This window comes from Neobacillus sp. 114 (assembly GCF_030127045.1).
Lineage (GTDB): Bacteria > Bacillota > Bacilli > Bacillales > Cytobacillaceae > Neobacillus > Neobacillus rhizophilus.
Window position 1 is genome coordinate 792290 of sequence record NZ_CP126144.1, and the last position, 26860, is coordinate 819149.

The window sequence follows — 26860 nt, forward strand, 5'->3', positions numbered from 1 at the left end:
GACTCATAACCGCTGAATCATAGGTGAAAGATAGCTTATAAAATATGGTATTCAAACTTTGTTTATTGATTTAGAGAAATTAGAAAAACTTCAAAGAAGGGCAAATAAAATTTTACAAAAACCCGTAATCACCCCATGTGTTGTCACCTACACACTGGACATGTGGAGTGAGCGAACTTTATAAATAATCAGAAACTGTAGATAAAAAATATCTACAGTATTTTTTTAGATTCTTGGGGTGTCAGTAGTTCCAGAAAGTCCTAAGAGGATAACTGAATAATGGACTTTTGGGTAAAATACAGTTGTATTCTTATTGACGATAGACGGATAAAATTTTGGAGGAATTTAGTATGAAACATTTTACAGAAGAAGAAAAGATAAAGATTTTATCTGACATTATAGCGATTAAATCTATTAATGAAAACGAAATTGAAGTGGCAAGTTACTTGAAAGATTTATTTGCTGAATATGGCATTGAATCTAAAATTGTTCCAGTTACAGACACTCGAGTTAACTTAGTGGCTGAAATTGGAAGCGGGAGTCCAGTCATTGGTGTTTCTGGTCATATGGATGTCGTTTCTCCTGGTGATGAAAGCGAGTGGACTTCAGATCCGTTCAGATTGACAGAAAGGGACGGAAAATTATACGGACGTGGAACAAATGACATGAAAGCAGGTTTAGTAAATCTTGCTTTAGTGATGGTTGAACTCAAAGAAAATAATGAATTAAAGAATGGTACTGTCCGTTTTATGGCAACGACTGGTGAAGAGGTCGGCGGCGCAGGATCTAAAAAATTATACGAAGAAGGGTATATGGATGATGTCGATTATCTATGGGTAGCTGAACCTTCTCATGACACAATTATTTACTCTCACAAAGGATCACTTAACTTGCGTGTAACGTCTATTGGTGAAGCAGCACACAGTTCTATGCCTGACCAAGGTTATAACGCGATTAATCCATTGATGGAATATCTATTAGAACTAGACGAAAAATTGAATGGCGATGATCGTAAAAATGAAGTTCTGGATAAATTGGTGATGAGTACAACGATTTTTAACGCAGGGAACCAAGTAAACTCAGTTCCAGAAAAAGCAGTAGCTGAAATAAACGTGCGGACGATTCCGGAATTTGATAACGATGAAGTGATTGACTTATTCAACACAACAGCGAGCATTTACAATAAAGAAGGCTCTAATATTGATGTTGAAGTGACAATGTCATTACCAAGTGTTTTCACTTCAGGACAGTCTAAAATGGTTGACCTGGCTATAGAACTCGGTAAAAAACATTTAAATTTGGAAATTGCTGTTAAAGGTTCGCCAGGGGTAACGGATGCATCAAACTTATTACGAGGTAAAGATGACAACTTCCCATTCATGATGTTTGGTCCAGGCGAAACAAAAATGGCACACAAAACAGATGAATATGTCTACAAGGATTACTACTTTGCATTCTTCGATATCTATAAAGAGTTAATTTTAGGATTATCGAAATAAAAATAGATATATAAATAAACAGCACAATTCTTGTTACGGAATTGTGCCTTTTGGTTTATAAGTATTGATATTTTTTGAGAGGTTAATTCAGAAAATCAACTATTTTCTACATGTGATGCTTCCATGAAAAATACTTCCCATAGATGGCCATCAAGGTCGGCGAAGCTTCGTGAGTACATAAAGCCGTGGTCCTGCGGATCGTTTGTAGGCGTTGCGCCGGCTGCCAATGCCTTTTCTGCTAACTCATCAACTTCCTGCCTGCTTTCAACAGACAAAGCGATAATAGCCTGTGAGCTTTTTTCTGTATTGGGAATTTCTTTTTTTGTAAAAGACTTAAAATACTCCTCTACTAAAAGCATGGCATATATATTTTGATTAATTACCATACAGGCAGCTGATTCATTGGTGAACTGGGGATTAAACTCAAAACCTACCTTTGAAAAAAACTCCATTGTTTTTTCCAGGTTTTTAACTGGCAAATTCACAAAAATGTTTTGAACTCCCATACAATCCAACTTCCTTCCTTTTTTTTTAATGGTTTTACTTTTTGTTGTAAATTGCCATGGATGTTGTCTAGTGTTCACAAATTCTCACCTGTAGCATTACCTGATTTTCCCAAAAACATTACAATTCCTATAATAAATTATAATTTTATATTTATCAAGTTAAACTTTAAATAAGGTAAATTAAGTTTGACTTCCAGTAAACGAATGAATACGATTAAAACGAATAGATAGGCAGAAAGGTGATAACAGTGGGAGAAATACGGAATGCGGAACGGACACGCAGAAAAATACTCGACGCTGCGAAAGAGGAATTTTTTGAAAAAGGTTATAACGGGGCGAGAATTGAGTCAATAGCGAAGCGTGCCAAGGTAAATAAACAATTAATTTATCATTATTTTAAAGGAAAAGAAGAGCTTATTAACGAAACAATCGCTGACTTTGCAGCATCTGTACCAACAGGCAACCTTATCCTGCCCGCAAATCCAGTGAACGTGGCAGAATTTCGATACAAGGTGAACATCGAGCATTTAATGGAATTCCTGAAATTCACAGCTTGGGAGGCAGTTGAGAGTATCCCGGAAAACAGCAACGGAACGGAAAGTAGAAGAAAAGTTCTGCAGTCATATGTAGAGGATATGAGGGCGAAGCAAGAGATGGGGCTGGTTCCGAAAGAGTTGGACCCCGCCTTCCTCACCTTGATGATTTCCAGTCTAACGATCTATCCTGTTCTCTACAGTAACGTTACGGAAATGATTACCGGACTGACGCCAGAAAGTCCCGAATTTCAGGAAAAGTGGGCTAGCTTCCTCCAAATGATCAGCGAGAGGATATTTAAGTAAAGCAGAGGGATGGTTCTTGCGCTTTTATTATTTCTCAACTATTCGGGTGGGGACAGGGCACACTTGTTAATAATCTCCATTACCATTCCCCCCTTTAAAGTACACGTATAACAATACTGAACAAACTATATGAAAAAGCCCTTATTCAGGGCTTTTATTGCTCTTTTTAAGTACGCTTTCTGCTGTATCTATTTCTCCCCAATCCATAATGTTTTTTCTTTTTGCTTCCTCATAAAGATCATTCACTGAAACTGTATTTTGGGTTTTCGAAGAAAAGCTTTTCTCATCCTGTTTCATTAGAAAGCACCTCCTATTAATTGTTAGTTATTCTGTTTCAAACAGAACAATTAATACTAGGATTAATGAATATTTCCTAATTTTGCTGACCTCGTGATATTATTTTCTTCCGCAATTTTAAGGATATATTTTATTTGTTTTAAGTCCATGTCTAAAAATGCTCCTCTTAACTCTTAATTATTTTAAGAGAAATCTAAATTTTATCACTTTTACTTTTTACTGATTTCAGATTGCGATTTTTTATAATAAAGAACAAGTATAAAGGCGGGAGAGGAAAAGAAATACAGCCTTCACGTTCGTACGTGAAGGCTGTATATCATGATGAGGAATGCTTCATTTTATATAGCACATATCCGGTAAAGAGCTGAAATAAATCAATGAATTTTTTTGGGTTTTTGTTAGTAAGGATTTCAATTCTTTGAAGCCGGTAGGCTAAGCTGTTCCGGTGAATATGGAGCTTACACGATATGGCATTCATATCGCCGCTGTTTTCGATAAAGCAAAGAAGGGTTTCTAATAACTCCTGTCCTTTTTGATTTTCGTCCAGCTGCACGTAAAAAGGGATGATTTCATCAAAAGCTACATTTTTATTTGTTAAATAATCAATAAATTTTAATTGTGGATAATCACAAATAATCTGTGCAAACCCCAAACTTTCAGATATCTCAATCGCTCTTTTGGCTTCCTGAACGGACTTCGCCAGAATTTCATGACGATCCCCGATTCCTACTTTTGAGTCTTGGGAAATAAGGGGCTCTAACCGATAGACAATATCACTGGTATCTGGAACGATAAAAAGTTGGCTTTCTTGATTAAGTTTGAAAGTAAATTCCTGAGCAAATAAAGATGGCTGTTTACGTAATTTCCCTTTTAAGATGACAGCTTTTCTAATCAATTTCAGGTTAACCCCAATCGCCTCTGCACTATTGAAAAAGGCTGTATCATATTCATTATTCCGAAACACCCAATGATACAGAAATTCCTCCATCATTTGTTCCTTTATTCTTTTTTCTTTGAATAAAAATTCCTGGTCGATTAATAGCTCTGCTGTTACACGGACCAGTTCTGCAAAAGGTGCGACAATCCGCGGATCACCGCTTATGCCAATGACCCCAATCGTTTTATTTTGAAAATGGATGGGGATGTTTACGCCCGGTTTTGAAGATCCTTCCGGTTTGTAGATGGTTACCATGGTTCCTTGTTCAATTGCAGAAACGGCTCCTTCATGAATGGTGTCCACCCGCTTTTTATCACCGCTTCCAATAATTAATCCATTTTCATCCATGATATTTACTTTATAGGGAATAACGCTCATTACCTTATCAGCAATCTCTTGGGCTAAAACTTTATTTATTTTCATATGTCCTCCCTGATAAAATGAAAGTATTACACTTTATTTGCACAAAAAAATAAATATATTTTTTATCCATTTGACTAATGATTTATTTGTAAGACAATTATACAATAGAAATGTAAACGTTTACTAGAGGAATTTTAAGAAGGTTTATAGGTTGTGATGATTGTAGAGTAGTCCCTTGGCCCATTTATTTTGTAAAAAAAAGAAGACTTACGCTTTGTTCAAATGCCCGAAAGGCGCCAAACAGTTTAATTTCTTACGGGAAGGAAGAGATACATGCCCTTATTGTATGTTGCTTTAGCAGTTGTCCTTTTGCTTATTTTGATGATTCCCTTAAAAATGAATGGATTTGTCTCTTTGTTATTGACTTCTTTATTTGTTGGTTTTTTAGTAGGCATCCCGCTCGACAAAATTTGGGGTTCGATCTCTAGTGGTCTCGGAGGCCAGCTCGGAGGAACGGCGATTATTGTCGGACTTGGAGCCATGATCGGCACGTTGATGGCAGATGCCGGTGCCGCTCAGAGGATTGCTACTAGACTAATGGAAAAAATGGGAATAAAACGTGTTCAAGTTGCTATCTTAATCGCATCTTTAATCCTTGGCGTTACGATGTTCTATGAAGTAGCATTCGTATTAATCATTCCACTTGTGTTTGTTATTGTTCGCCAAACAAAATTAAATCTACTTTATGTAGCTTTACCGATGTCAATCGCATTATCAACTGCCCATAGTTTCCTTCCGCCGCATCCGGGACCGGCTGCAGTTGCTGGAGTTTTTCACGCGAACATGTCATTAACACTTCTTTACGGTTTGATTATTGCCATACCTGCTGCAGCTTTTATTGGATTAACATGGACTCGAGTGCCTTTCTTCAAAAAAATTAGTCCGGAAATACCTGAAGGAATTGTTACAAACAAAACATTCAAAGAAGACGAAATGCCAAGCTTTGGAGTAAGTATGTTTGTTGCACTTGTCCCAGTCATATTAATGGCAATTGATGCAGTTTGTACATTATTTTTGCCGAAGGAAAATAGTTTCAGACATATAATGGACTTCATTGGATCTTCCAATATGGCCCTATTGATTGCCCTAATACTAGCAATGTGGCTTCTTGGACCAAGAGTGGGCCGTCCTCTCAAAGATGTGATGCAATCATGTTCTAATGCAGTTAAACCAATGGCCATGATTATCTTGGTTATTGGAGCGGGCGGTGCCTTTAAACAAGTATTGGTTGATGGAGGTATTGCCGACTACATTAAAGATTTGACAGGCGGTTGGAATATTTCTCCGATTATCCTTGCATGGTTAATCGCTGCTCTTTTACGTATTGCTCTTGGATCAGCAACCGTAGCTGTTATGACAGCTGCCGGTGTGGTTCTGCCCATCGCTCAGGCATCTGGTGTCAGCATGGAATTGATGACATTAGCCGTCACTTGCGGAAGTATCTCTTTCTCACACGTTACAGATCCAGGATTCTGGATGTTTAAAGAATACTTAAATTTATCTGTAGGCGAAGCTATAAAGATCAGAACAACTTACACCACGGCTCTCGGTTTGATAGGCTTAGCCGGTGTATTAATACTAAATCTATTTTTCTAAAAAGATTTATAGCGGGCAGTAACGGATAAGAGGATTACTGCCCGATAGATTTTGGATATAAGAGATTCAATTACTCTTTAAATAAATAGGAAAACTTGAAAGTAAAAAAAGATTTAGATTGGAGATAATATCATGTCAACAGTGCAAAACACAGTAAAAACCACTCCCGTCGTAACCGAAATGAACGTTTATCCTGTCGCTGGTCGTGACAGCATGCTTCTTAATCTAAGTGGTGCCCATGGTGCTTATTTTACAAGGAATATTGTTGTCCTTAAGGATGATAGCGGAAATATTGGTGTCGGGGAAGTTCCCGGCGGTGAGGGAATTCGTAAAACACTTGAAGATGCAAAGGAATTGGTAGTTGGTTCATCAATCGGCTATTATCATAACATCTTGAATAAAGTACGAGAAACATTTGCTTCTCGTGATGTAGCAGGACGCGGTCTGCAGACCTTTGATCTCCGAATCACCATCCATGCTGTAACGGCGATTGAAGCAGCATTACTAGATTTGCTGGGAAAATATTTAAATGTACCGGTTGCAGCGCTATTAGGGGAAGGGCAGCAGCGAGAAAAAGTAAAGACATTGGGTTATTTGTTCTACATTGGAGATCGAAATAAGACGGATATACCGTATTACAGCAATCCGGATGCAGAAGAAGAATGGTATCGGATCCGCCATGAAGAAGCTTTAACACCAGAAGCGGTGGTCAGGCTTGCCGAGGCATCTCACAAGCTTTATGGATTTACAGACTTTAAATTAAAAGGCGGCGTTTTAGAAGGCAAGGAAGAAATTAAAGCGATTAAGGCTCTTAAAGAAAGATTCCCGGATGCTAGAATCACATTGGATCCAAACGGAGCTTGGTCATTAAATGAAGCGGTGGAGTTATGTAAAGAAATGCATGGAATCTTGACCTATGCAGAAGATCCATGCGGAGCAGAAAACGGGTATTCAGGTCGTGAAATCATGGCGGAGTTTAGAAAACAAACTGGGCTTCCGACCGCAACCAATATGATTGCAACAGACTGGAGACAAATGTCGCATGCCATCGCACTAAATTCTGTGAGCATCCCACTTGCTGATCCGCATTTCTGGACGATGCAGGGGTCTGTGCGAGTAGCCCAAATGTGTAATGAATTTGGTTTAACGTGGGGTTCACACTCTAATAACCACTTTGATATTTCACTTGCCATGTTCACACATGTAGCAGCGGCTGCTCCCGGTAATATTACTGCTATTGATACACACTGGATTTGGCAGGAAGGTATAGAGCATTTAACCAAAGACCCGTATAAGATTGTGGATGGTTATCTCACGATTCCTAATAAGCCAGGATTGGGGATTGAAGTGGATATGGATCAAATTTTAATAGCGAACGAGCGATATAACAACATGGGATTAGGTTCCCGTGATGATGCCGCCGGAATGCAATATTTAATTCCAGGCTGGAAATTTGATAACAAGCGTCCATGTCTTGTTCGATAAAAAAATTGGGATGACTAAAACGTCATCCTCCTTTGTTTAATCAAGAAATCGAGGAAAAGGACAGATTATGATGAAATTTGTGCTAGCGCCAGATTCATTTAAAGAAAGTATGACGGCGAAGAATGCTGCCCTAGAAATGGAAAAAGGTATCAAAAAGGTTTTTCCCCATGCAGAATGCGTGATTGTTCCCATGGCAGATGGAGGGGAAGGTACGGTTGAATCGCTCGTGAGTTTCTCAAACGGAGAAATCCACAATACAAAAGTTATCGGACCATTAGGAAAAGAAGTCATAGCCGAATACGGGCTTTTGGATGAAGGAAAAACCGCTGTGATTGAAATGGCAAGCGCAAGCGGGTTAGGTCTTATTAAACTCGAAGATCGCAATCCACTGCTAACGACCACCTATGGAACGGGTCAATTAATTAAGCATGCCCTCGATAAGGGTGTGAGTCGTTTTTTAATTGGTATTGGGGGAAGTGCTACCAATGATGGCGGGATGGGAATGCTGCAGGCACTTGGGGTTTCATTTAAAAATCAAAATGGAGATGAACTCCCATTTGGCGGCGGCGCCTTGGATCAATTGCATTCCATTGACATAAGCGGATTAGATGAGCGGATTAAAACGGTAAAGATCGATGTAGCGTGTGATGTCACCAATCCTTTAATTGGTGAAAATGGGTGCTCAGCCATTTTTGGCCCGCAAAAAGGGGCAACCCCAGAAATGGTGAAACTCCTTGACCAAAATTTAGCTCATTTTGGAGAAGTGATTAAGATGCAGCTGCAGCTAGATATTACCCAAATTGAAGGTTCAGGAGCGGCTGGCGGACTCGGTGCAGGATTAATGGCGTTCTTAAATGCCCGGCTAAAAAAGGGAATTGAACTTGTCATCGAGTATACTGGACTTGAGGAGAAAATCATCGGAGCGGACTTTTGTTTTACAGGGGAAGGCAGCATTGATGGTCAGACCTTGTTCGGTAAAACACCCTACGGAGTGGCTGCGATTGCCAAGAAACATTCAGTCCCTGTAATTGCTTTTGCCGGAAGAATTGGCAAGGGTGTTGACGTTTTACATCATCATGGATTTAATGCAATTATTGGCATTTTAAAAGGGGTTACCTCACTCGAGGAAGCTCTTGAATCCGGTCATGATAATTTAGCTTTCGCGTCAGAAAATATTTGCAGGGTATTGAAGATACAAAGGCAACACACTGCTCTTAAACCAGCGGCGGTTTGTGCCCGAAGTTAGTGCAATTTGTTTGATATGTACAAAAACAGACTTTGATTTGTGAAAAATGACAGGATTTATTGTGAATTTGCCTAATGAATTATTTGTAAGACAAATATACAATTAAATTATACATTACTAGCAAAATTTATGGGAGAGATCCGATTATGATGAATATCGACCTAATTAAAGGGATTATTGTTCCCATCATCACTCCAATCGACAAAGATGAAAATATCGATGAAGCAAAGCTGCGTTTTATGGTGGATCATGTGATTGAAGATGGAGTCCACGGGATCTTAGCTTTCGGAAGTAACGGCGAATTTTATGCGTTTGATGAGCAAGAAATGCTTACTGCTTTTGAAGCCATCATCGACCAGGCAAAAGGCCGGGTTCCCGTTTATTTCGGGATTGGGGCGATTCGAACGAAACAGGCCGTTCGTTTGGCTAAAAAGGCGGAGGCGATGGGAGCAGATGGGATTTCGATTCTCCAGCCGATGTTTTTGAAGCCGACCTTTGATGAATTGTATAATCATTTTAAGGCAGTAGCAGACAGCATTCCAAACACAGCAGTATTGCTTTACAATAACCCAGGCCGGGTGGGCTACAACATTTCTGTGAACTTGGCTGAGAAATTGGCCAGGGATGTTGACAATATTGTGGGTATCAAGGATTCCAGCGGAGATTTTACGATGCTTAGTGAATTGGTCCGCTGTACAAGGGATCTGAATTTTAAAGTAATGGCCGGTAAAGATACCCTTGTTTTTCCGGGATTGTGCATTGGGACAGTCGGCAGTGTTTGTTCAACGGCCAATATGTTTGGCCCGCTGGTTACGTCGATTTACAACAAATATATGGAAGGCGATTTGAAGGGAGCATTAGAGGCACAATTCGCGTTAAATCCCGTTCGTCTTGCCCAGGATAAAGCGACCTTCCCTGTCGCCACAAAGGATATGGCGAATTTACTCGGATTAGAGGTTGGCGACTGTGTCAAACCTGTCCAGAGCAGTAAAGGGGAAGTATTAGAGACACTAAGAAGCTCAATGGCAGAAGCTGGATTACTAGAAAAATAGAAATATAAAGGAGTAGAAATAATATGAAGAAAATCGGATTTATCGGACTTGGAATTATGGGTAAGCCTATGAGCAAAAACCTAATCAAAGCCGGCTATCAACTGATTGTCAGCGATTTTAATCAAGATGCAGCGAACGAACTTCGGGAATTGGGTGCAGAAGTAGAATATACTCCTAAGGCCATTGCAGAAAAGTCAGATATTGTCATTACGATGCTGCCTAATTCTCCGAACGTGAAGGAAGTCGCTTTAGGTGAAAATGGACTGATTGAAGGTGCACATGAAGGATTAATTTATGTGGACATGAGTTCGATTGCACCAGGTGCTTCTCAGGAAGTGTATAAGGCATTGGTGGAAAAAGGAGTCGAAATGCTTGACGCTCCTGTCAGCGGCGGGGAGCCTAAGGCCATTGATGGAACCATCTCCGTAATGGTCGGCGGCAAGAAAGAAGTTTTTGACGAAGTGAAAGATGTACTGGATGCTATGGCCGGATCGGTTGTCCACGTTGGGGAAATCGGCGCAGGTAACGTTACCAAGCTTGCCAATCAAGTGATTGTTGCCTTAAATATCGCAGCGGTCTCTGAAGCATTTGTGTTAGCGCAAAAAGCGGGCGTGAACCCTGAAGCAGTTTACCAGGCAATCCGCGGCGGTTTGGCAGGAAGCACCGTATTAGACGCAAAAGCACCGATGATGCTCGATCGTAATTTTAAACCGGGCTTCCGTATAAATTTGCACATGAAGGATTTAACGAATGCACTAGAGACTAGCCATGAAGTTGGGGCTCCAACACCATTAACAGCGGCGGTTCTTGAAATGATGTATGCATTAAAAACCGATGGCCACGAGTTTGAAGATCATAGCAGTCTTTTAAAATACTATGAAAAATTAGCGAATGCTGAGGTTAGCCGTTAACTTAAAATGCATAGAAACGAAACGTTGCAGTCGCTCTGCAGCGTTTTTTTTATAATGATACAATAGTCACAGGATATATTATAATAAAGCTGTCAAATTAAATCCAAGGAGGTCAATAATGGATCATTCTCCTAAAAAAATTACATTTGGGACCGTGACTCGAAATACATTGTCCAAGCAGGTAGAGGAAAATATTACCCAACTATTGATCAGCGGCCAAATGAAACCGGGAGATAAGCTTCCTACGGAAATGGAATTGATGGAAATACTAAATGTCAGCCGTCCTGTCTTACGTGAAGCACTTAGCTCTCTTGAATCATTGGGCATTATTACACGGAAAACCCGTGAAGGAACTTTTTTTAACAATAAAGTCAGCAGTCATCCTTTTTCAGTCATGTTAGCACTGGCTTCCGATAACTTACAAGCCATGATTGAAGCACGGATGGCTTTAGAATTAGGGTTAATTACCATTGCTGCTGAAAAAATATGTGATGAAGACCTAGAGAGGTTAAAACAAACCATCGATGTCATTGAGAGCAGCAAGGACAATAATTACTGGGAAGCAGATCTTGAATTTCACCGCATTATTGCGTTAAGTGCGAATAATCCAGTGGTGGAAGGATTGATTGATTCTTTAATTGTCACTTTAATCAAAACAAACAGTATAGTAAAAGTCCGTGAACGAGAGCGAACCCTTAACCACCATATTGCTATTTACAATGCTTTGGCGAAAAGGGATCCCTTTGAGGCATTTCATCAAATGTTTTTACATCTTGATTATGTCCGGCAAAAAGTATTGAAAACCGACAGATCTGAGTGAAATAGCAAAAATATAAGGATGTTTACTATGAACGATATGCAAAGAATTATTATATAGGTTCAAATCTTACTTTTCTTTTTGGGCCAACAACAAGCAATGACTACTAGTATTTAATAATACATAATTTCAGCAATATTAGTCTTTAAAATAGTAGATCATGCACAAAGCCATGCTCACGACTTAGGAGTGGCTGCGATACAAATGCTTTAATGGTTTACATGTGGGTATAATTCAATTTTGGTTAATGATTGTCGATTTCTACAATAAGTAGAATTCGAGAAACCTCTATGGTTCCCCCAGTAAATTACAGAACAGGCCTGTCCCAAGTAGCATGGGCAGGCCGTCCTATTAGTTAAACGTGACATTTACCTTATAACTAATATTCTTAATAAATTCCTTTAACACTTTTTCAGCATTTTTCTCTGCAGTATCTAGTAAACCAGCAGAGATGGCTTCTTGACGAATTTGCTCTTTTGCCTCAGAGGCATTCTTCAACCCCTCATCCATTTTAATATCAGCACGGAAAAGCCCACCATTTTCAAAGGTTTGCATTTTATCCATCAGTAATGATGGTTCCTAAATGAGCTTTGCATGAGGAAGGGTAATATCTATATCTTTTGTTTCTTCATTAATAACTATGTCCTCAGAAGTAATCCCTTTCAAATCAAAACCAGCAATAACCGTCCCAGGTACAATTAATAGTAGTTCTCGCTTTGGTTCTGGCAGATTCTTAGAGATGTCTTTCCCTAGGTTTATTGAGTAATTTTTCATTTTTGTCAACATAATTCCAAGTTTACATCATATTAACAATTTTTGAATAAACGTTTTACATTAATATTATAAGATTAATAGGATATTCAGATTTTGTTTAGCGAGGTGATTACCTTTTTTGTCGAAAAAAGATGAACGATCTGCTTGCTTTATTCATTCTTGGTAGAGCAACTCAGGAGATGGGAAACCGGTTTTAAAGGAATAAAATCATGTTTGGTATGCGAAAACGATTCAATTTCAACCATTTATTGCTACAGAAAATACCTATGTGAAGGGGCAAACTTTTTTATGAAAGCAAGAGGAAAAAGACTATTATCCATCCTGTTGGTAATAGTTGTGATCATGAGTAGTTGGGGTGGGGGGGTCTCTGTATATGCAGACAATTCTGCTAATCTAGAAACTGTTGCAGCATGGAATATGACTACTGCAACAGAAATGTCCGCATCCATTCCTGCGACAAGCGGTAAAAATAAAGACAACGCTCTATTTTCTAACTCTCAGGGAGCCGTTCCTACCATTGGCAGCTACGCTGATACAGATTCTGTATACCTTGGTAAGTGGGCTGGGGGTATGGATGGTAAATATTGGCAAGTTGAACTTTCTACCAAAGGTTACGAACAATTGACAGTAACGGGGAAGGTTTCGTCATCTCCACAAGGGCCAAGAGATTTTAAGGTCATTTACAGCACTGATGGAGACAACTGGAAAGACATAGAGAACAGCAGTTACAGTACAACAACAAGTTATTCTCCTTTAAATACATTAGCTTTACCAGAAGAAATACAAGATAAGGATAAAGTATTCCTTCGCTGGATTATGACTTCTAACTATAAAGTAAATGGCGATGATGGTACAACTGCTATGGCAGGTAATACACGTATCAATGATATCGTTATTCAAGGTGTTAAAATTTCTCCAGAGGGTGTTATTCCTCCGGTGGATGATACTCCGCCAGTGGATGAAAACCCTCCGGCGGATGATACTCCGCCAGTGGATGAAATTCCCGAAGTGGATGACAGTAGCTATTCATGGAACATTAACAATGGAGATCTATTTAACGGCCAATTGTATGTAACAGGTGCATCAAAAAAAGGTAACGACAACCTGTCTTTAACGTTAGATGGAAATCCTATTGCCGGGATGACTACAGACGGCAATGCTTACCTGGATTTTCGTTCCTCTGGAATACAATCTGAAAGTAACAAATTTAAAAATTCTACATACATTAACGATCAATTCAATTCTTATATTCCTAAGGATGATGTGCAGCAAAGATTGCCGCTTAACCTAAGCCTCCTGACTCCAGGACAGGTTAATAGCATCAGTATTGTCATAGGGAATTCAGCTGGGGACTATAATGTTAATGCTGCACCGAATACGACAAATTATGATGACTTTAGTGTGTTTGATTTTTCTATTTCTTTACCAAACGGCGGAAAAATTGTACCTACAGGTGTAAAGTTGTATTATGCAGTGGATCCTGCCATACCTGCATCTCAAAGTAATCAGATGTCGGAAGAAGTTTATTTGGACACAAATAGGTATAGCATGGGTGACGGATTCCCCGGCGGCAGTAATTTATCCCTAGCATACAAGATTGATATTCTGTTCGATCTGACAGCATGGGATAACAAGGTGAAATTATTCTCAGTGGATACAACGTCGCTAGCGGATGGGAATCATACCATTGTGCTATTGGATAACGGTACTCCAGTCAAAACAGCGACCATTACTACGGACAATACAGCTCCGGTGGTCGAGCCTTCTGTCACGGACGGTGCCATGATCCGGTCAACAGATGGTTTAAAAGCATCCATTACAGATGAAACCTCTGGTATTGCATCTACACTAGTTAAACTGGATGGGACAACCATCTCTTTGCCATATGACTCTGTTTTAACGTCAGGCACTCACACTCTCCTTATTACAGTTACGGATAAGGCAGGCAATACGACAACTAAAACGGTAAGTTTTGAAGTGGACAGTGCCGAATTAAGTGTGACAAATCCCCAGACTATAAGGGGTGAAAATCATGCAGATCTATTGATTACTCCTAATGTACCTGGTGGTGGAAAGGCGGATGTAACTTTTTATAAGGCTGTAAATATTAGCGACATCCACGGTTATTCCAATGTGATGGACAGTACAAATTTTCAAAATAAGAGCTATCCTGGGGAAACTGTTCTCGAAGAAAAAGTTGGCGGTTATGTTACGACTACTTCGGAATCAGGCATGCCATATCAGGCCTATGATGTGAATGTAGGGGAATCTACCGGGAAAGTTGTTCTGTCGTTTACAGGACATACGCAAGGCAGTGAAAAGTTAGCATTGGCAGTTTGGAATCATAAATTTGAAAAATGGGTAAAGGTAACTTCTGGACACGGTTCGAAGGGTTCTGATTTTACATTGACTGCAAAAGTAGATACTGCAGATTTTGTATCGGAAGGTAAGCTTCGGGCAATGATTGTTCCTGATCTTGTATCGAATGGCAGCGACACCATAGGATGGTTCACAGATACACAATATTATACAGATACAAATTTTTATGCTGCTGATGATACGTACAAAAAAATGACACAATGGTTGGCGAATCAATATAACCAAAATAAAATCGGTTATGTAGCCCATACTGGTGATCTCATTCAATCCGTTGGCAATATGGCACAATGGAAGATTTCAGATGCTGCACATAAAATATTAGATGATGCAAAAGTTCCTAATGGTGTTGTTACTGGAAATCATGACGTGGGGGACTTTACTAATCTAAGGTATGAATCTAGCGGGTATTTCTCCTATTTCGGCGAGGGCCGCTATGCAGGGCAACCATGGTATGGCGGAAGCTACAACAATAATACCCATCATTATGACCTCGTGACCATCGGAGGAAAAGACTTAATCATGCTTTACCTAGGGATGGGAGTTGAGGTAACGCCTGATACGGTTACATGGGCAAATTCAGTTCTTAAAGAATACAGCAATCGCAGTGCGATTCTATTAGTGCACGAGTACCTTGCAACAAATGGCGACTTTGACAAAGCTCAACGTGGTCAGCAGATATTTGAAAAAATTATTGTGCCAAATAATAATGTAGCTCTAGTATTAAGCGGACATAATCCTGGAGTGTCCAGAAATACAAGAACAGTCCCGGGCGCATCACGTTTCGTACAGGAAATTATGAGTGATTACCAGGATTATAACCGTGGTGGAGATGGCTTTCTTCGCACACTTCAATTGAAAGACGGAAAGTTGATTAATAAAACTTACTCGCCTGTAATGGATAAATATAATGCATTTTCGCCAGAAGTCGATGATTTTACTGTCGATCTTCCATTACAAAATCCAAACAGAATAATATCTACCGCTTCCTTTACTGCTGGTGTCACAGAAGATGTGAAAATCGGAAATACAGTTTCAGTTGAAAGCGGAAATATAGCCGCTACTGTATGGGAGCCATTGGCAAGCAGTGATACGGGTTGGTTTGCAGAAGTTACTGCAAATGGAAAAACCCTGATAACACAAGTGCATCCTGTATCGGACAGCCCTATTCGGGTAGATGCTAATAAGGTGCCGCAACAACTGACGATGCATGTAGGGACAGATGCATCAACAAGTGTCAATTTCGCTTGGACAACCAATGAGAAAGTTCAAACGTTATTGAAAGTGAATAAAAAAGGCGGAAGTCCATCAACTATATTTAGTGGAACGAATGCGGTAGGTGCAGGAAACAGATTCTTCCACAAGGTGGAAGTGACGGGATTAACACCTGGTACAGAGTATGAATATACAGCGGGAGCAGGCGCAAACACGCTCACAGGAACATTTAAAACAGCACCTGAAGCAGGGAACAAAGATAGCTTTACTTTCAACTATATAGTGGACCCGCAAATCAGCAACGCTGTAAATTCAATCGCGGCAGGAGCCACTTTTAATGAATTGAGCAAGTTAACAGATTCTGCCTTTACTTATATTGGCGGGGACTTGACTGATTCATCTTCAAATGAGACACAATGGAACTTGTTCTTTAATAACGGCGGGGCCTATCCAACTGCAGGGGCAGATTTCTTGAAAAACAACCTCATTTCTGTCGTTCAAGGGAACCATGACAACGCTACCTTTAACGGTCATATTAACGTACCAAATCAATCAGGCGGAGCTTATGCCTTTGATTATGGTCCAGTAAAATACGTGATGCTTAACACCCAAAATGATACACAACCAGAATTAGAAGCACAGGAGGTTTTATTGCGATCAGAGGCAGGGAAAGCAAAAGAAAATGGACAGTGGATTTTTGTTGGTATGCACAAGGCTATCTACACCGGGGCCAGCCACATAACAGATAACGATATTATCGAATTAAGAAAGTATTGGTCACCAATATTTGCAGAATTGGATATTGATGTAGTCATGCAAGGGCATGATCATGTGTTTTCAAGAGGTTTTATTAACGAACAGGGTGTCAATGCAAAACCAGAAATGCTTGATGAAACAACGGCACTACAGCCAGACAATGTACCATTCTATATGGTGGCTCTTACAGCTGGCGGGTTGAAATGGTATGGTGAAAAGAATTATACGGTTACGGCTAATGATCCGCTAGCAACGAATTATCAATTCCTTGATAAAAACTCTGCTAAACCAGTCGGCGATCCGTTAAACCCTCAAGGGCCGCAGAGTGATATCGAAAAAGAGACGGCTTATGTGACAGTAACGGTAGCACAAGATTCTGTAACCTTTAACACGTATGCGTTTAAGTATGACCAAACGAAAAATGAAATCACAAAATTGCCATACTTGTACGATACTTACACGATAAAGAAAAAAGCAACAGCAGAGAATCCAGTGAATAACGCACCAACTGCGGATGATGCTTCGTTTACCATTGATGAGAAGACTGCAAATGGAACAGTAGTCGGCGCTGTTAAGGCAAGTGATGCCGATGGTGATGCATTGACATACAAAATCTCTTCCGGAAACAATGAAGGAACGTTTGCCATTAATGAAAAGACCGGAGAAATAACAGTTGCCGATGCAACGAAGTTACATGCAGCAGCCATAGCGGTTTACACACTTTCCATTCTGGTAAGTGATGGACAGCATGAGAAAATGATCACGATCACCATAAATGTTCTCTTTAGTGACGTGCCTCATCTTCAAAAGGAAGTACTGGTCACTCCTGTAAAGGCTGGAGACAGAGCAACCGTTTCTGATGACCAAATCAATCAACTGGCTGAAGATGGAACTCTTGTGGTTGAATTAAAAAAGAGTCTGGACGAAGTCACTACGATTCAATTTACACCTGGCCAGCTGGAAACGCTCATCAATCGCCAGGCGAAAATTAAAATAGTTAAAGATGATGTGGAGCTTCTAGTAGATGCCGCAAACTTCGCAAAAGGGGAAAACCTTGTGATTAGCATCGAAAGAGTGGGCAAAAACCCTGAAAAGCTTCCTTCATCCAATTTGGCAGCAGGGGCTGTGTATGACTTCACAATCAAACAGGGTGATAAAATTATTAGTAATTTTGCCCATGAGATACAGCTTGCTTTCCCTGTAAGTGGAGTCGACCATCCTGAAGAATTAAAGGTATTTTATTGGAATCCAGATAAAAAAGTCTGGGAATTAGTTGGGGGCACATTCGAAAATGGCCAAATTAAAGCCATGACGAAGCACTTAAGTACGTATGGCGTCTTCCGTCCAAATGATCTGGTAAAAGCAAATCCATCAACAGATGGACAAGTACAAGGTACAGAAACAGAAAATTCATCAACAGAAAAACAACTGCCAAACACAGCAATAAACAAAAAAGTTCATCCATCAACAGAAGTGCAACTGCCAGAAACAGCAACAAACATGTATAACTGGCTGTTTGCAGGAATCATTCTCCTGCTCATGGGGGGAACGATCTTGTTTAAACAAAGATTAAAACAGAAACAATAGGTGTCAAATAAATGCCTGTCACCACCCGTATTTTGTTGAATTCTTCGGCATTATTCGGGTGGTGCTAGGCACTTTTTTTGGAGCCCACTTTGTACTCTGTAAAGGAATTAATACAGAAACTACTAATCTTCTGACTATTATCGATAAATTATTTAAATAACATTTTCCAAATAATCTTTTAATTTTACTGACAATCCGCCATTGCCAAATTTTAATTTTTTCCCTTCTGAATACATACTGTCATGTAGATTACATAGAAAATTTATGATTGTTTATCTTCTGATCAATAAGTTATGGAGCCCATTCTTGTAAAAACACAAATCGATCGTGTTATAGACACCTTTATTGACCTCATACTCCTCCTCAACAAATGTCGAAAACAAACGATCAGGCAGGTTGATATATTGTTCTAATGATTTTCGCCCATTTTCATTATCCATCTTAAAATAGGCCCCCGCAAAATCTGCATGTTACGCAATCAGGGATAAGCAGGGCCATTGCTTCGCTGGAAGATGAGCTTGGAATCTATCTTTTTAACCGGACACGATTAGGAGTGGAACCAACGGTTGATGGAAAAGAATTAATTCAAGATGCTGAAGAGATTGTTTTAAAGGTTCAAGAATTTGAGGAGAAAGCTCGAAAGAAACTTTTATGTAGGAAAAAGCCAAGTGGTAAGTTCGGTCATTCCTATGTTTGGCAGCGCCCCTTCGTAGAAATAAAAATAAATAAAGAATTTTACTATTAAAAATTTCTGTATACAAACGCTTATAAAAAAGTGCTGCGGCCTTAAGGGGAAGGATTTATTTTTTAGCTAGGGTTTAAAATTGGAGAATTAAAAGATTATTAAATTATCTATCTGATTATAATTATAGTAAAGGGACTCAGGAACTTTCTAAGTAGAAAAATCTGAAAGGATGACAAAATGTCGGAAATGAAAGATGAAATCATTTTAAGAGGGCTTAAAGAACATAATTTAAAAAATGTTGATTTAAACATACCAAAAGAAAAAATAATCGTATTTACTGGTCTTTCAGGCTCAGGAAAGAGCTCAGTCGTCTTTGATACATTAGCAACAGAAAGTAGAAGACAAATGACTTTGAACTATCCTCTCTATGTCAGGAATCAAATGCCAAGGTACGAGCGACCCCACGCAGATCTTATGCAAAACTTAAGCCCGGTTATAGTAGTAGAACAAAGACAAATAGGAGGCAATTCTCGCTCAACAGTAGGCACCTATATGGATATAAATCCATTAATTAGACTGTTGTTCTCGAGAATAGGAAATCCGCCAATAGGTTCTGCCAACGATTTTTCGAGCCAAAGTTCCTTTGGCAGATGTCCTGAATGTGGCGGATTTGGGGAGGTAATTGCGCCCGACCTAATTAAGATCATTGATTTCGATAAGTCACTTCGAGAGTATGCAGTGAAATTTAAGCCATTATCGCCTTCAGGCTGGCAAGGTCATTGGATGATGACCTGCGGATTATTCGATCCGGATAAACCATTAAAGGACTACTCAGAAGAAGATCTCCATCTATTTTTATATGGTCCCCGAGAAGGTGAAAGAGCCTATGCGCCGTTTCATACAAAAAATGGACCTCATAACGCAGAATGGGATGGGTTATTGCCTAGATTTACGCGGGTCTATATCAATAGAGACATCTCAAAACTAAAACAAGTATCCCAAGATGATGTTTTAGCCGTATCAACACATTCATTATGCCCAACCTGCCAAGGTTCAGGTTTAAACCCAAAGGTATTAGAGTGTAGAATAAATGGCCTAAATATCGCAGAATACGATCAATTAGAGCTTCCGGAAATACTGGAAGAACTAAAGAACATAAAAGATCCTATGGGAGAATCAATAGCCCGACAAGCAATCCCGCATGTAAAACAACTAGTCGACATGGGACTAGGATATTTGAGTCTTTCAAGAAAAATGGGCACCCTGTCCGCTGGCGAAGCTCAAAGGGTAAAAATCGCCCGTCATTTGGGGAGCAGTCTCAACAATATTACCTACATTTTCGACGAACCAAGTGCAGGACTCCATCCAGAAGAAGTGGATATGTTAATTATGATGCTAAAAAGGCTAAAAGACCAACATAATACTGTCATCGTGATCGAACACAATCTATCAGTCATAAAAGTAGCGGATGAAATAATAGAGATGGGACCGGGGGCAGGTGTAAATGGAGGAAAAGTGGTCTATCAAGGAAAAGTAGAAGGACTAAAAAACTCTCCAACCGCTGCAGCCCTTAACCACCAGCTAAAAATAAATAAAAATCCAAGGGATATAAAAAGTTATTTTACAATAAAAAGGGCAAGTAACAATAACTTAAAAAATATAAGCGTAGATATACCTAAAAATGTCTTAGTCTGTATAAGTGGTGTATCTGGTTCAGGTAAAAGCTCTTTAATGTTGGAAGCCTTCACGCAAAAGTATCCGGGGACCATAATGGTAGAACAAGGCGGCATAGGAATCTCCAACCGTTCGACCCTAGCTACATATATGGGAATAATGGACGATATTCGCACCATATTTTCAAAAGAAACCGGACAAGCAGCAGGTTTGTTCAGCTTTAACTCGCGAGGAGCATGTCCGATTTGCAAAGGAAAAGGAGTCCTAACGCCAGAAGTAGCATTTGCAGACCCTGTGACAATTCCTTGTGAAGCATGCGGCGGTACGAGATATTCAGACGAAGCATTGTCATATCGATATCGAGATAAAAATATAGTGGAGATTTTAGATTTAACAATAGACGAGGCTATTCAATATGTTGAAATACCAAAGATCATAAAAAGAGTGCAAACGCTAAAAGACGTAGGATTAGGTTATCTGACCTTAGGACAGACTACAAGTTCCCTAAGCGGAGGAGAAATCCAACGTCTAAAACTCGCAAGCCACTTGCAAAAAGAAGGACAAATCTACTTATTAGATGAGCCATCCTTAGGACTACACACTGAAGATAATGAAAAACTCCTAGACGTATTTCAAAAACTCGTAAACAGAGGAAATTCTGTCATCATCATCGAACACAATCAAAACTTTATAGCGGCGAGCGACTGGGTAATCGAATTGGGTCCAGGTGGAGGAAAACAAGGCGGACAAATTATATTCGAAGGCACACCGGAAGAGATGTTACATGCAGAAACATTGACAGCGAAATGGTTAAAGGATGGAGTTAGAAAACATTCAGGACAGGCGGTATGTAATTAATTTACTCACAAACACCCCAGTGTTACCGGTTACACCCGGCATATGTGGAGTTTATCTCCCAACAAAATTTAAAGAAAGGCAACTAACCCAAATGGGCGTTGCCTTCTGAAAATTGTGTACCTCAGTCACAATATCTGGAAGGATCTCAGCATAAAATAGACCCTTACCCCACTTAGTTGGTATTAACTCCATTACCTATTGTTTACGATTCTTAGAAACTGGGAAAATGAATCTTTACTGACCGTAGCAGATGTTGATGCCCAACAGGCAGTACCAATGTCTAGGCAATCAACCGAAATCTTTCGTACCGGAAGAGATATGCCAAATGGATTCCAACTCGATCTGCCGGCCAGGGGAAAAAGGGGGAATTCTGAGTGGCCAACTACCGGAGGATTTGGGGGCATTAGGCATTGGCATCGCCGCAAGCTGCGTCCCCTTTTTTGATTTTCCTTTTACTAAGTTGGTGTCGCCTATCGGCTCTTTGGAGGAGAAGAAGTGTGTTCCCCCTCACCCTTAATGAAATTTTTCTAGGCTGTCCAAATGGGCAGCTTTTTTTTTATTTTCAGGGTGTCAATGCAGTCGATTTATTTCGCTCAGCAGTTTATAAGTAACCTAGAAGGAAGAAGTCGTATCGTTTCTAGGCAGCACTGTCCAGAAGGAATATTTATCACATAGGAAAGTGGTGGCATAAATTAATAAAATAATATTCATTTATTAAAAAATGGCGGTGAGAGAAAATGATTGAAGTAAAGAAATCAAAATATGGCAGAGGGGTATTTGCAACCCGCGACATTCAGAGTGGTGAACTGATACATGAAGCTCCAGTTATTGTATCTCCGAAGAGGGATTACAAATATTTGAAAAAGACGATTATGATGGAATACGTGTTCTGGTGGGATCAAGCTAATGATGAGTGTGCACTTGCGTTAGGGTACGGTTCTTTATTTAACCACTCCTATACGCCCAATGCCTTGCATGAACACAATTTTGCTAATAGAACCATTGACTTTTATGCACATACCGATATAAAAGCTGGAGAGGAAATTCTAATCAACTATAATGGAGAACCTGACGACGATGAGCCCTTATGGTTTGACGTCATCTGATCTAAATAGTCCCCCAAGGAGATTAAAACAGTTATATAATCGAAAAAACACTCACTGTTGTTGTTAAATCAACATTTATGAGTGTTTTTTTTTTTGTTTAGGGAAACTGTTTCCTTATATCGATAACAGTGGAATATCATAAAATATTCACTTTTTTATCAAAACCACCCTATCCGTTTTCCTCATCAAACCATAAATAGAGAATGGATAGAGTTTTTCAATAAACAAGGATGGTGGTTAAGGATGGCAAAGTATCGAATGGTGCGAACTGAATTTTGGGAAAATCCCGTTGTGGAAGAGATGACCCCGGAGGAGAAGTATTTTTACCTCTATCTGCTGACAAATTCGAAAACAATAAAAAGTGCCAAGCACCACCCAATTTTCTGGATGGTGCCTGGCACTTTTTACTGTAGTTAGCATGTTTAAGAAGCGGGCGCATGAACGGAATAAGAAAAGCGCCTGTCTTGCTTATAATGGCCAAATTGTTTAAGAATTCAAAGGGTCAGGATTTTGCAAAAAACAGGAACCCTCCCACGAATGACATGCTTAATCATAATGTCATCGATTTTAGACACCAATTTTGTACTCCTACTCACTGTCACTCAATTTTAAATTTGTTTCACAGAAGCCATTGATTAATTCCAATTTCACAGAGTTTAATTCCTTGTAAAGAAAGTGCTGCCACTACCGGTAATTTGTCGATTCTCTCGAAATTATTCGAGTGGTGCATTTTTTTTAAAATCACTCCGTAAGGTTATAAATCATTTTAAAGTTAATCGCCTGTGTTCTTAATTCCTTAATAAATTCCTCAGCAGCGGCATTTATTTGCTTTTTATGCAAAACGCCAAAAAAAGTTTTCATATTATGTTCTGTAATATGTAGCGGAATAATGTCCCCATTATGTACATAAGGGTCAATTTTTAGAGCGAAATCCGCATAAAAACCAGCTGCAAGCCCTTCAGCAATAACCTTTTTTAATGATTCTGGATTACTTGCAGTAAACAATATATTTGGATCTCCGTATTGTGCTAATAGACCAAGGATGTAGGGGTTCATCCAATATTCCTGGTTAAAAATAACAATAGGATATTTAATCATCTCCTGTAGAGTAATCTTCCTTTTTTCGGGCAAGGGAAATTGCTTGCCTACACAGACCATGGTTTCGCCGGTAATTAACCGCTCAAAAGTTAATTTTTCGTCATAATCCATTGATTGAGTACAAATCAAGCCAAGATCCACATGACCGTTTAAAACATCATCATGAGCTTTTCGAGAACCGCTCTCAATAATCTCGACATGAACATTCTGAAACTTACTCTTAAATACCGCTAAAGTTTTAGGTAGGAGTGTCACGCACATGCTGGGAATGGTTGTTATGTAAATAGTACCTGTTAATTGGGAATTTTGGTTTTCAGCTATCTTTCTGATATCTCCGACCTGATTTAAGATATTTCTAGCCTTTTCAATAATTAATTTGCCTGTTTCAGTAGGCCGTGTTCCTAATCTTGAACGGACAAAAATGGTGGTTTGCAATTCCTCTTCCAAACTTGTAATGGATTGACTTACGCTTGGCTGCGATATATGCAGCCTTTCCGCTGCAATAGTTATTGAGCCACAGTCAGCAGTTTCTACGAGATATTGCAATTGCTCAATTCGCACGAAATCACCTTCTTTCTTACATAGGGAATGGTTATGTTACCATAGGAAATCCATATTTTACATTATAAATGGCTATATGCTTAAATAATACTACAGAAGGAAAGCGCTATCAATAATTCTTGAGAGGAAGTGGAACATGAGAAAGTGGTTGAGTATGATTCTTGTTTCGAGCCTAGTGACATTAGCGGGGTGTGGGGTACCAAATCCTAAGGCACCAGCAGAAAGTAAATCTTCAAGCGCAACGCCATCCTCTGAGGTAAAAGAAATTAACATTGCCGGGGGAACGGGAGTAATCGAAAACTTCATACGGGAAGAGATTATTCCCAAGTATCAGCAAAAAACGGGAATAAAGGTCAATTACACATCAGGTCAATCCAATGAAACAATTTCCAAGGTTGAAATTCAAAAAAATGCGCCGGAACTGGACCTAGTATTTGTGACGCCGACTGAAGCGCAAAATGCTGTAAATAAAGGCCTGATTGAACAGGTGGATGAAAAACAGATTCCCAATTTATCTAAGCTTGACGACCAATACGTATTGCTAGGGAAGAATGGCACCCCATTTATGGGATTTGTAGTAACACCGGTATATAACAAGAAGTCATTTGAGGAAAATCATTGGAAGCCAATCGAATCATGGAATGACCTGATTCGAGCCGAATATAAAGGAAAAACGGGCTTTGCAGATGTGACGAACGACTATGGATTTACTATTCTATATAATCTTGCCCGAGCAAACGGCGGTTCTGAGGACAATTTAGAACCTGGGTTAAATAAAGCCAAAGACTTAGCAGGTTATTCAGACACATTCTATAAAGGATCAACGCAAATTATGGCAGCTCTTCAACAAGGGGCAGCAGATCTAGCGGTCTTGCCGAGTTACTCGATTTACGAATTAGTTTCCTCCGGCTTACCGCTAAAGATGGCCATTCCAAAGGAAGGGGCTCCATTGCAAGGGTTTCATGCCTTACTTGTAAAAAATTCTAAACACCAAAATGCAGCCCAGGAATTTATCAATCTATGTATTAGTGAGGATATACAAAAGGTTCTTGCTGATTCTTCTTTCTATCCAGTGATAAAAGGAACAAAAGTATCGGACAAGGTTGAACAAATTATAGGGTTAAAGGAAAGCGATAAAATTTATAAACCAGATGTAGAGATTCTAGCAAAAGCTCGCCCTGAGATGGTTGATAGATTTTCGAAAGAAGTTTCACCGTTACTTGGGAAAAAGGTTAATAAGTAAATAGATTATGTAAGAAACACATTTGGAAAAAGGGAGAGAAGCGAAAAATGGGTATGACTGTTACCGAAAAGATTCTTGCTAGAGCTTCGGGTCGCGATAAGGTATCCCCGGGAGAGTTTCTAGATTGTAAAGTAGATCTGATATCCACAATGGACCTTCAGGGGAACCTAGTCCTTAATACATTAAAAAAATTAGGTGTATCAAAGGTGAGAAGCCCTGAAAAGGTCGCTATCATTTTAGATCATCAAAGTCCGTCACATTCCGTTGCAATGGCAGATATTCATAAAAACATTCGCACTACGGCCCACGAATTAGGTATTACCAATCTGTATGATGTGGGTACAGGTATCATGCACGTGATTCTTCCAGAAAAAGGACATATTCTACCTGGCGAACTAGTGGTAATGAATGAATCTCATACTCCAACGGCCGGAGCAATGGGGGCGGCCGTTATGGGGGTAGGTCAGACTGATGCTGCTGCAGTCATGGCACTGGGAGAAATATGGATGATGGTACCCGAAACAATCCGCATTAATCTAGTAGGAGAATTGCAAAAAGGGGTTACGACCAAAGACGTTGCATTAAAATTGATGTCCATTTTCCGCTATGAAGAAAAAGCAGTTTATAAAACAATCGAAATTGGGGGACCTGGATTGAGAACCATTTCAATGGACGGAAGGTTTACATTGACGAACTTCTGTTCAGATATGGGGGCGAAATCAGCTATAATCGAACCGGATGAAATTACTTTGGAATATCTTCAAGGCCGTGCCTTAAGGGATTATACTCCTTATTACAGCGATCCGGATTGCACTTACTCCGAAACCTATGAAATCAATTTAAACGAACTCGAGCCATTGGTTGCATGTCCACACGCTTTAGATAACGTACATCCAGTAACAAGCGTAGCGGGAACAAAAATTAACCAAGCCCATCTGGGAACGTGTACGAATGGTCGGCTGGAAGACATTAAGGCGGCAGCAGAGATTATGAAAAATCAACGTGTAGCTCTGGGAGTCCGGTTCCTCGTTGTACCTGGCTCCAAGGAAGTGTACAAAAAAGCGATGAAGCTTGGATATCTGGAAATCCTATCCGATGCTGGAGCAGTGATTATGTCACCCGGATGCGGCCCTTGCGCAGGTGATCATAGTGGGGTGTTGGCAGCTGACGAGATATGTATAAGTTCGGGCAATCGAAATTGGAAGGGAAGAATGGGAAGCAAAGATTCCTTTGTTTACCTAGGTTCTCCCGAAACAGTAGCTGCTTCAGCCATTCATGGTGTCATTACAGACCCGCGGGATTTTTACTAGAAGGGGTGG

At 39.7% G+C, this 26860-nt stretch carries 19 protein-coding genes and 2 pseudogenes; 15 read left to right on the forward strand and 6 right to left on the reverse strand.

The genetic code is table 11. The features are described 5' to 3' along the window. Nucleotides 1-350: 350 nt before the first annotated feature. Entirely contained in the window at nucleotides 351-1499 is a 1149-nt protein-coding gene (locus QNN06_RS03860) for an ArgE/DapE family deacylase (protein ID WP_284037018.1), read from the forward strand. A gap of 95 nt (nucleotides 1500-1594) precedes the next feature. Here QNN06_RS03860 and QNN06_RS03865 read toward each other — a convergent pair whose 3' ends face one another. Further along, on the reverse strand, nucleotides 1595-2005 hold the full coding sequence (locus QNN06_RS03865) for a VOC family protein (RefSeq protein ID WP_213118708.1): 411 nt from the start codon (nucleotides 2003-2005) through the stop codon (nucleotides 1595-1597). 248 nt (nucleotides 2006-2253) lie between these two features. Between QNN06_RS03865 and QNN06_RS03870 the strand changes: the two genes are divergently transcribed. Next, nucleotides 2254-2844, forward strand: a complete 591-nt coding sequence (locus QNN06_RS03870) for a TetR/AcrR family transcriptional regulator (RefSeq protein ID WP_284037019.1) — start codon at nucleotides 2254-2256, stop codon at nucleotides 2842-2844. A gap of 141 nt (nucleotides 2845-2985) precedes the next feature. Here QNN06_RS03870 and QNN06_RS03875 read toward each other — a convergent pair whose 3' ends face one another. Together QNN06_RS03875 and QNN06_RS03880 are read right to left on the reverse strand one after the other, a co-directional pair. Continuing rightward, a complete protein-coding gene (locus QNN06_RS03875) occupies nucleotides 2986-3141 on the reverse strand; it encodes a hypothetical protein (protein WP_213118706.1) in 156 nt (51 codons plus the stop codon). A 316-nt stretch (nucleotides 3142-3457) separates the two neighbouring features. Next, complete coding sequence (locus QNN06_RS03880; RefSeq protein WP_284037020.1) at nucleotides 3458-4501, reverse strand: CdaR family transcriptional regulator; 1044 nt, start codon at nucleotides 4499-4501, stop codon at nucleotides 3458-3460. 273 nt (nucleotides 4502-4774) lie between these two features. On the opposite strand from QNN06_RS03880, the gene QNN06_RS03885 reads away from it, so the two are divergent. The 6 genes from QNN06_RS03885 to QNN06_RS03910 all read left to right on the forward strand — a co-directional run bounded on the left by QNN06_RS03885 (nucleotide 4775) and on the right by QNN06_RS03910 (nucleotide 11611). Beyond that, the gene (locus QNN06_RS03885; protein ID WP_284037021.1) at nucleotides 4775-6097 is read left to right on the forward strand and encodes a gluconate:H+ symporter; all 1323 of its coding nucleotides are present in this window, start codon (nucleotides 4775-4777) and stop codon (nucleotides 6095-6097) included. Nucleotides 6098-6229: 132 nt separating this feature from the next. Then, a complete protein-coding gene (gene gudD, locus QNN06_RS03890; RefSeq protein ID WP_213118703.1) occupies nucleotides 6230-7582 on the forward strand; it encodes a glucarate dehydratase in 1353 nt (450 codons plus the stop codon). Between the two features lie 70 nt (nucleotides 7583-7652). Next, on the forward strand, nucleotides 7653-8828 hold the full coding sequence (locus tag QNN06_RS03895) for a glycerate kinase family protein (RefSeq protein ID WP_284037889.1): 1176 nt from the start codon (nucleotides 7653-7655) through the stop codon (nucleotides 8826-8828). Between the two features lie 146 nt (nucleotides 8829-8974). After that, on the forward strand, nucleotides 8975-9880 hold the full coding sequence (locus QNN06_RS03900) for a dihydrodipicolinate synthase family protein (protein WP_217033317.1): 906 nt from the start codon (nucleotides 8975-8977) through the stop codon (nucleotides 9878-9880). 23 nt (nucleotides 9881-9903) lie between these two features. Beyond that, nucleotides 9904-10791: a 2-hydroxy-3-oxopropionate reductase gene (garR, locus tag QNN06_RS03905; RefSeq protein WP_284037022.1), complete on the forward strand. Its 888-nt coding sequence runs from the start codon at nucleotides 9904-9906 to the stop codon at nucleotides 10789-10791. 118 nt (nucleotides 10792-10909) lie between these two features. Further along, nucleotides 10910-11611, forward strand: coding sequence for a FadR/GntR family transcriptional regulator (locus tag QNN06_RS03910; protein WP_217033320.1), 702 nt, complete (start codon nucleotides 10910-10912; stop codon nucleotides 11609-11611). Nucleotides 11612-11959: 348 nt separating this feature from the next. Here the strand turns inward: QNN06_RS03910 and QNN06_RS03915 are convergent. After that, nucleotides 11960-12394 (reverse strand): annotated as a pseudogene (locus QNN06_RS03915) (DUF4230 domain-containing protein). Between the two features lie 276 nt (nucleotides 12395-12670). On the opposite strand from QNN06_RS03915, the gene QNN06_RS03920 reads away from it, so the two are divergent. Beyond that, nucleotides 12671-18316, forward strand: a complete 5646-nt coding sequence (locus QNN06_RS03920; protein ID WP_284037023.1) for a metallophosphoesterase — start codon at nucleotides 12671-12673, stop codon at nucleotides 18314-18316. Between the two features lie 272 nt (nucleotides 18317-18588). Here the strand turns inward: QNN06_RS03920 and QNN06_RS03925 are convergent, their stop codons facing one another. After that, nucleotides 18589-18756, reverse strand: coding sequence for a hypothetical protein (locus QNN06_RS03925; protein ID WP_284037024.1), 168 nt, complete (start codon nucleotides 18754-18756; stop codon nucleotides 18589-18591). 113 nt (nucleotides 18757-18869) lie between these two features. Between QNN06_RS03925 and QNN06_RS03930 the strand changes: the two genes are divergently transcribed. The 4 genes and pseudogenes from QNN06_RS03930 to QNN06_RS03945 form a co-directional block, all read left to right on the forward strand. Continuing rightward, on the forward strand, nucleotides 18870-19061 hold the full coding sequence (locus QNN06_RS03930) for a hypothetical protein (protein WP_481819240.1): 192 nt from the start codon (nucleotides 18870-18872) through the stop codon (nucleotides 19059-19061). Between the two features lie 177 nt (nucleotides 19062-19238). Next, nucleotides 19239-21533 (forward strand): ATP-binding cassette domain-containing protein, encoded by a 2295-nt coding sequence (locus tag QNN06_RS03935; RefSeq protein ID WP_284037025.1) that lies wholly within the window; start codon nucleotides 19239-19241, stop codon nucleotides 21531-21533. A gap of 737 nt (nucleotides 21534-22270) precedes the next feature. Continuing rightward, complete coding sequence (locus QNN06_RS03940; RefSeq protein ID WP_213118694.1) at nucleotides 22271-22639, forward strand: SET domain-containing protein; 369 nt, start codon at nucleotides 22271-22273, stop codon at nucleotides 22637-22639. A gap of 243 nt (nucleotides 22640-22882) precedes the next feature. Further along, nucleotides 22883-22993: pseudogene (locus QNN06_RS03945) on the forward strand (DNA replication protein DnaD); the annotation flags it as partial. Nucleotides 22994-23380: 387 nt separating this feature from the next. Here QNN06_RS03945 and QNN06_RS03950 read toward each other — a convergent pair. Then, nucleotides 23381-24298, reverse strand: a complete 918-nt coding sequence (locus QNN06_RS03950) for a LysR family transcriptional regulator (RefSeq protein ID WP_284037026.1) — start codon at nucleotides 24296-24298, stop codon at nucleotides 23381-23383. A 136-nt stretch (nucleotides 24299-24434) separates the two neighbouring features. On the opposite strand from QNN06_RS03950, the gene QNN06_RS03955 reads away from it, so the two are divergent. Together QNN06_RS03955 and QNN06_RS03960 are read left to right on the forward strand one after the other, a co-directional pair. Continuing rightward, nucleotides 24435-25541 (forward strand): extracellular solute-binding protein, encoded by a 1107-nt coding sequence (locus QNN06_RS03955; protein WP_284037027.1) that lies wholly within the window; start codon nucleotides 24435-24437, stop codon nucleotides 25539-25541. A 47-nt stretch (nucleotides 25542-25588) separates the two neighbouring features. Continuing rightward, entirely contained in the window at nucleotides 25589-26851 is a 1263-nt protein-coding gene (locus tag QNN06_RS03960) for a 3-isopropylmalate dehydratase large subunit (protein ID WP_284037028.1), read from the forward strand. The last annotated feature ends 9 nt before the right edge of the window (nucleotides 26852-26860 follow it).

Coding starts and splice junctions, on each gene's coding strand:
- QNN06_RS03935 (WP_284037025.1), top strand. CDS start 19,239: ATGTCGGAAATGAAAGATGAAATCATTTTAAGAGGGCTTAAAGAACAT.
- QNN06_RS03875 (WP_213118706.1), bottom strand. CDS start 3,141: ATGAAACAGGATGAGAAAAGCTTTTCTTCGAAAACCCAAAATACAGTT.
- QNN06_RS03885 (WP_284037021.1), top strand. CDS start 4,775: ATGCCCTTATTGTATGTTGCTTTAGCAGTTGTCCTTTTGCTTATTTTG.
- gudD (WP_213118703.1), top strand. CDS start 6,230: ATGTCAACAGTGCAAAACACAGTAAAAACCACTCCCGTCGTAACCGAA.
- QNN06_RS03925 (WP_284037024.1), bottom strand. CDS start 18,756: ATGGATAATGAAAATGGGCGAAAATCATTAGAACAATATATCAACCTG.
- garR (WP_284037022.1), top strand. CDS start 9,904: ATGAAGAAAATCGGATTTATCGGACTTGGAATTATGGGTAAGCCTATG.
- QNN06_RS03860 (WP_284037018.1), top strand. CDS start 351: ATGAAACATTTTACAGAAGAAGAAAAGATAAAGATTTTATCTGACATT.
- QNN06_RS03910 (WP_217033320.1), top strand. CDS start 10,910: ATGGATCATTCTCCTAAAAAAATTACATTTGGGACCGTGACTCGAAAT.
- QNN06_RS03960 (WP_284037028.1), top strand. CDS start 25,589: ATGGGTATGACTGTTACCGAAAAGATTCTTGCTAGAGCTTCGGGTCGC.
- QNN06_RS03920 (WP_284037023.1), top strand. CDS start 12,671: ATGAAAGCAAGAGGAAAAAGACTATTATCCATCCTGTTGGTAATAGTT.
- QNN06_RS03880 (WP_284037020.1), bottom strand. CDS start 4,501: ATGAAAATAAATAAAGTTTTAGCCCAAGAGATTGCTGATAAGGTAATG.
- QNN06_RS03865 (WP_213118708.1), bottom strand. CDS start 2,005: ATGGGAGTTCAAAACATTTTTGTGAATTTGCCAGTTAAAAACCTGGAA.
- QNN06_RS03895 (WP_284037889.1), top strand. CDS start 7,653: ATGAAATTTGTGCTAGCGCCAGATTCATTTAAAGAAAGTATGACGGCG.
- QNN06_RS03940 (WP_213118694.1), top strand. CDS start 22,271: ATGATTGAAGTAAAGAAATCAAAATATGGCAGAGGGGTATTTGCAACC.
- QNN06_RS03900 (WP_217033317.1), top strand. CDS start 8,975: ATGATGAATATCGACCTAATTAAAGGGATTATTGTTCCCATCATCACT.
- QNN06_RS03955 (WP_284037027.1), top strand. CDS start 24,435: ATGAGAAAGTGGTTGAGTATGATTCTTGTTTCGAGCCTAGTGACATTA.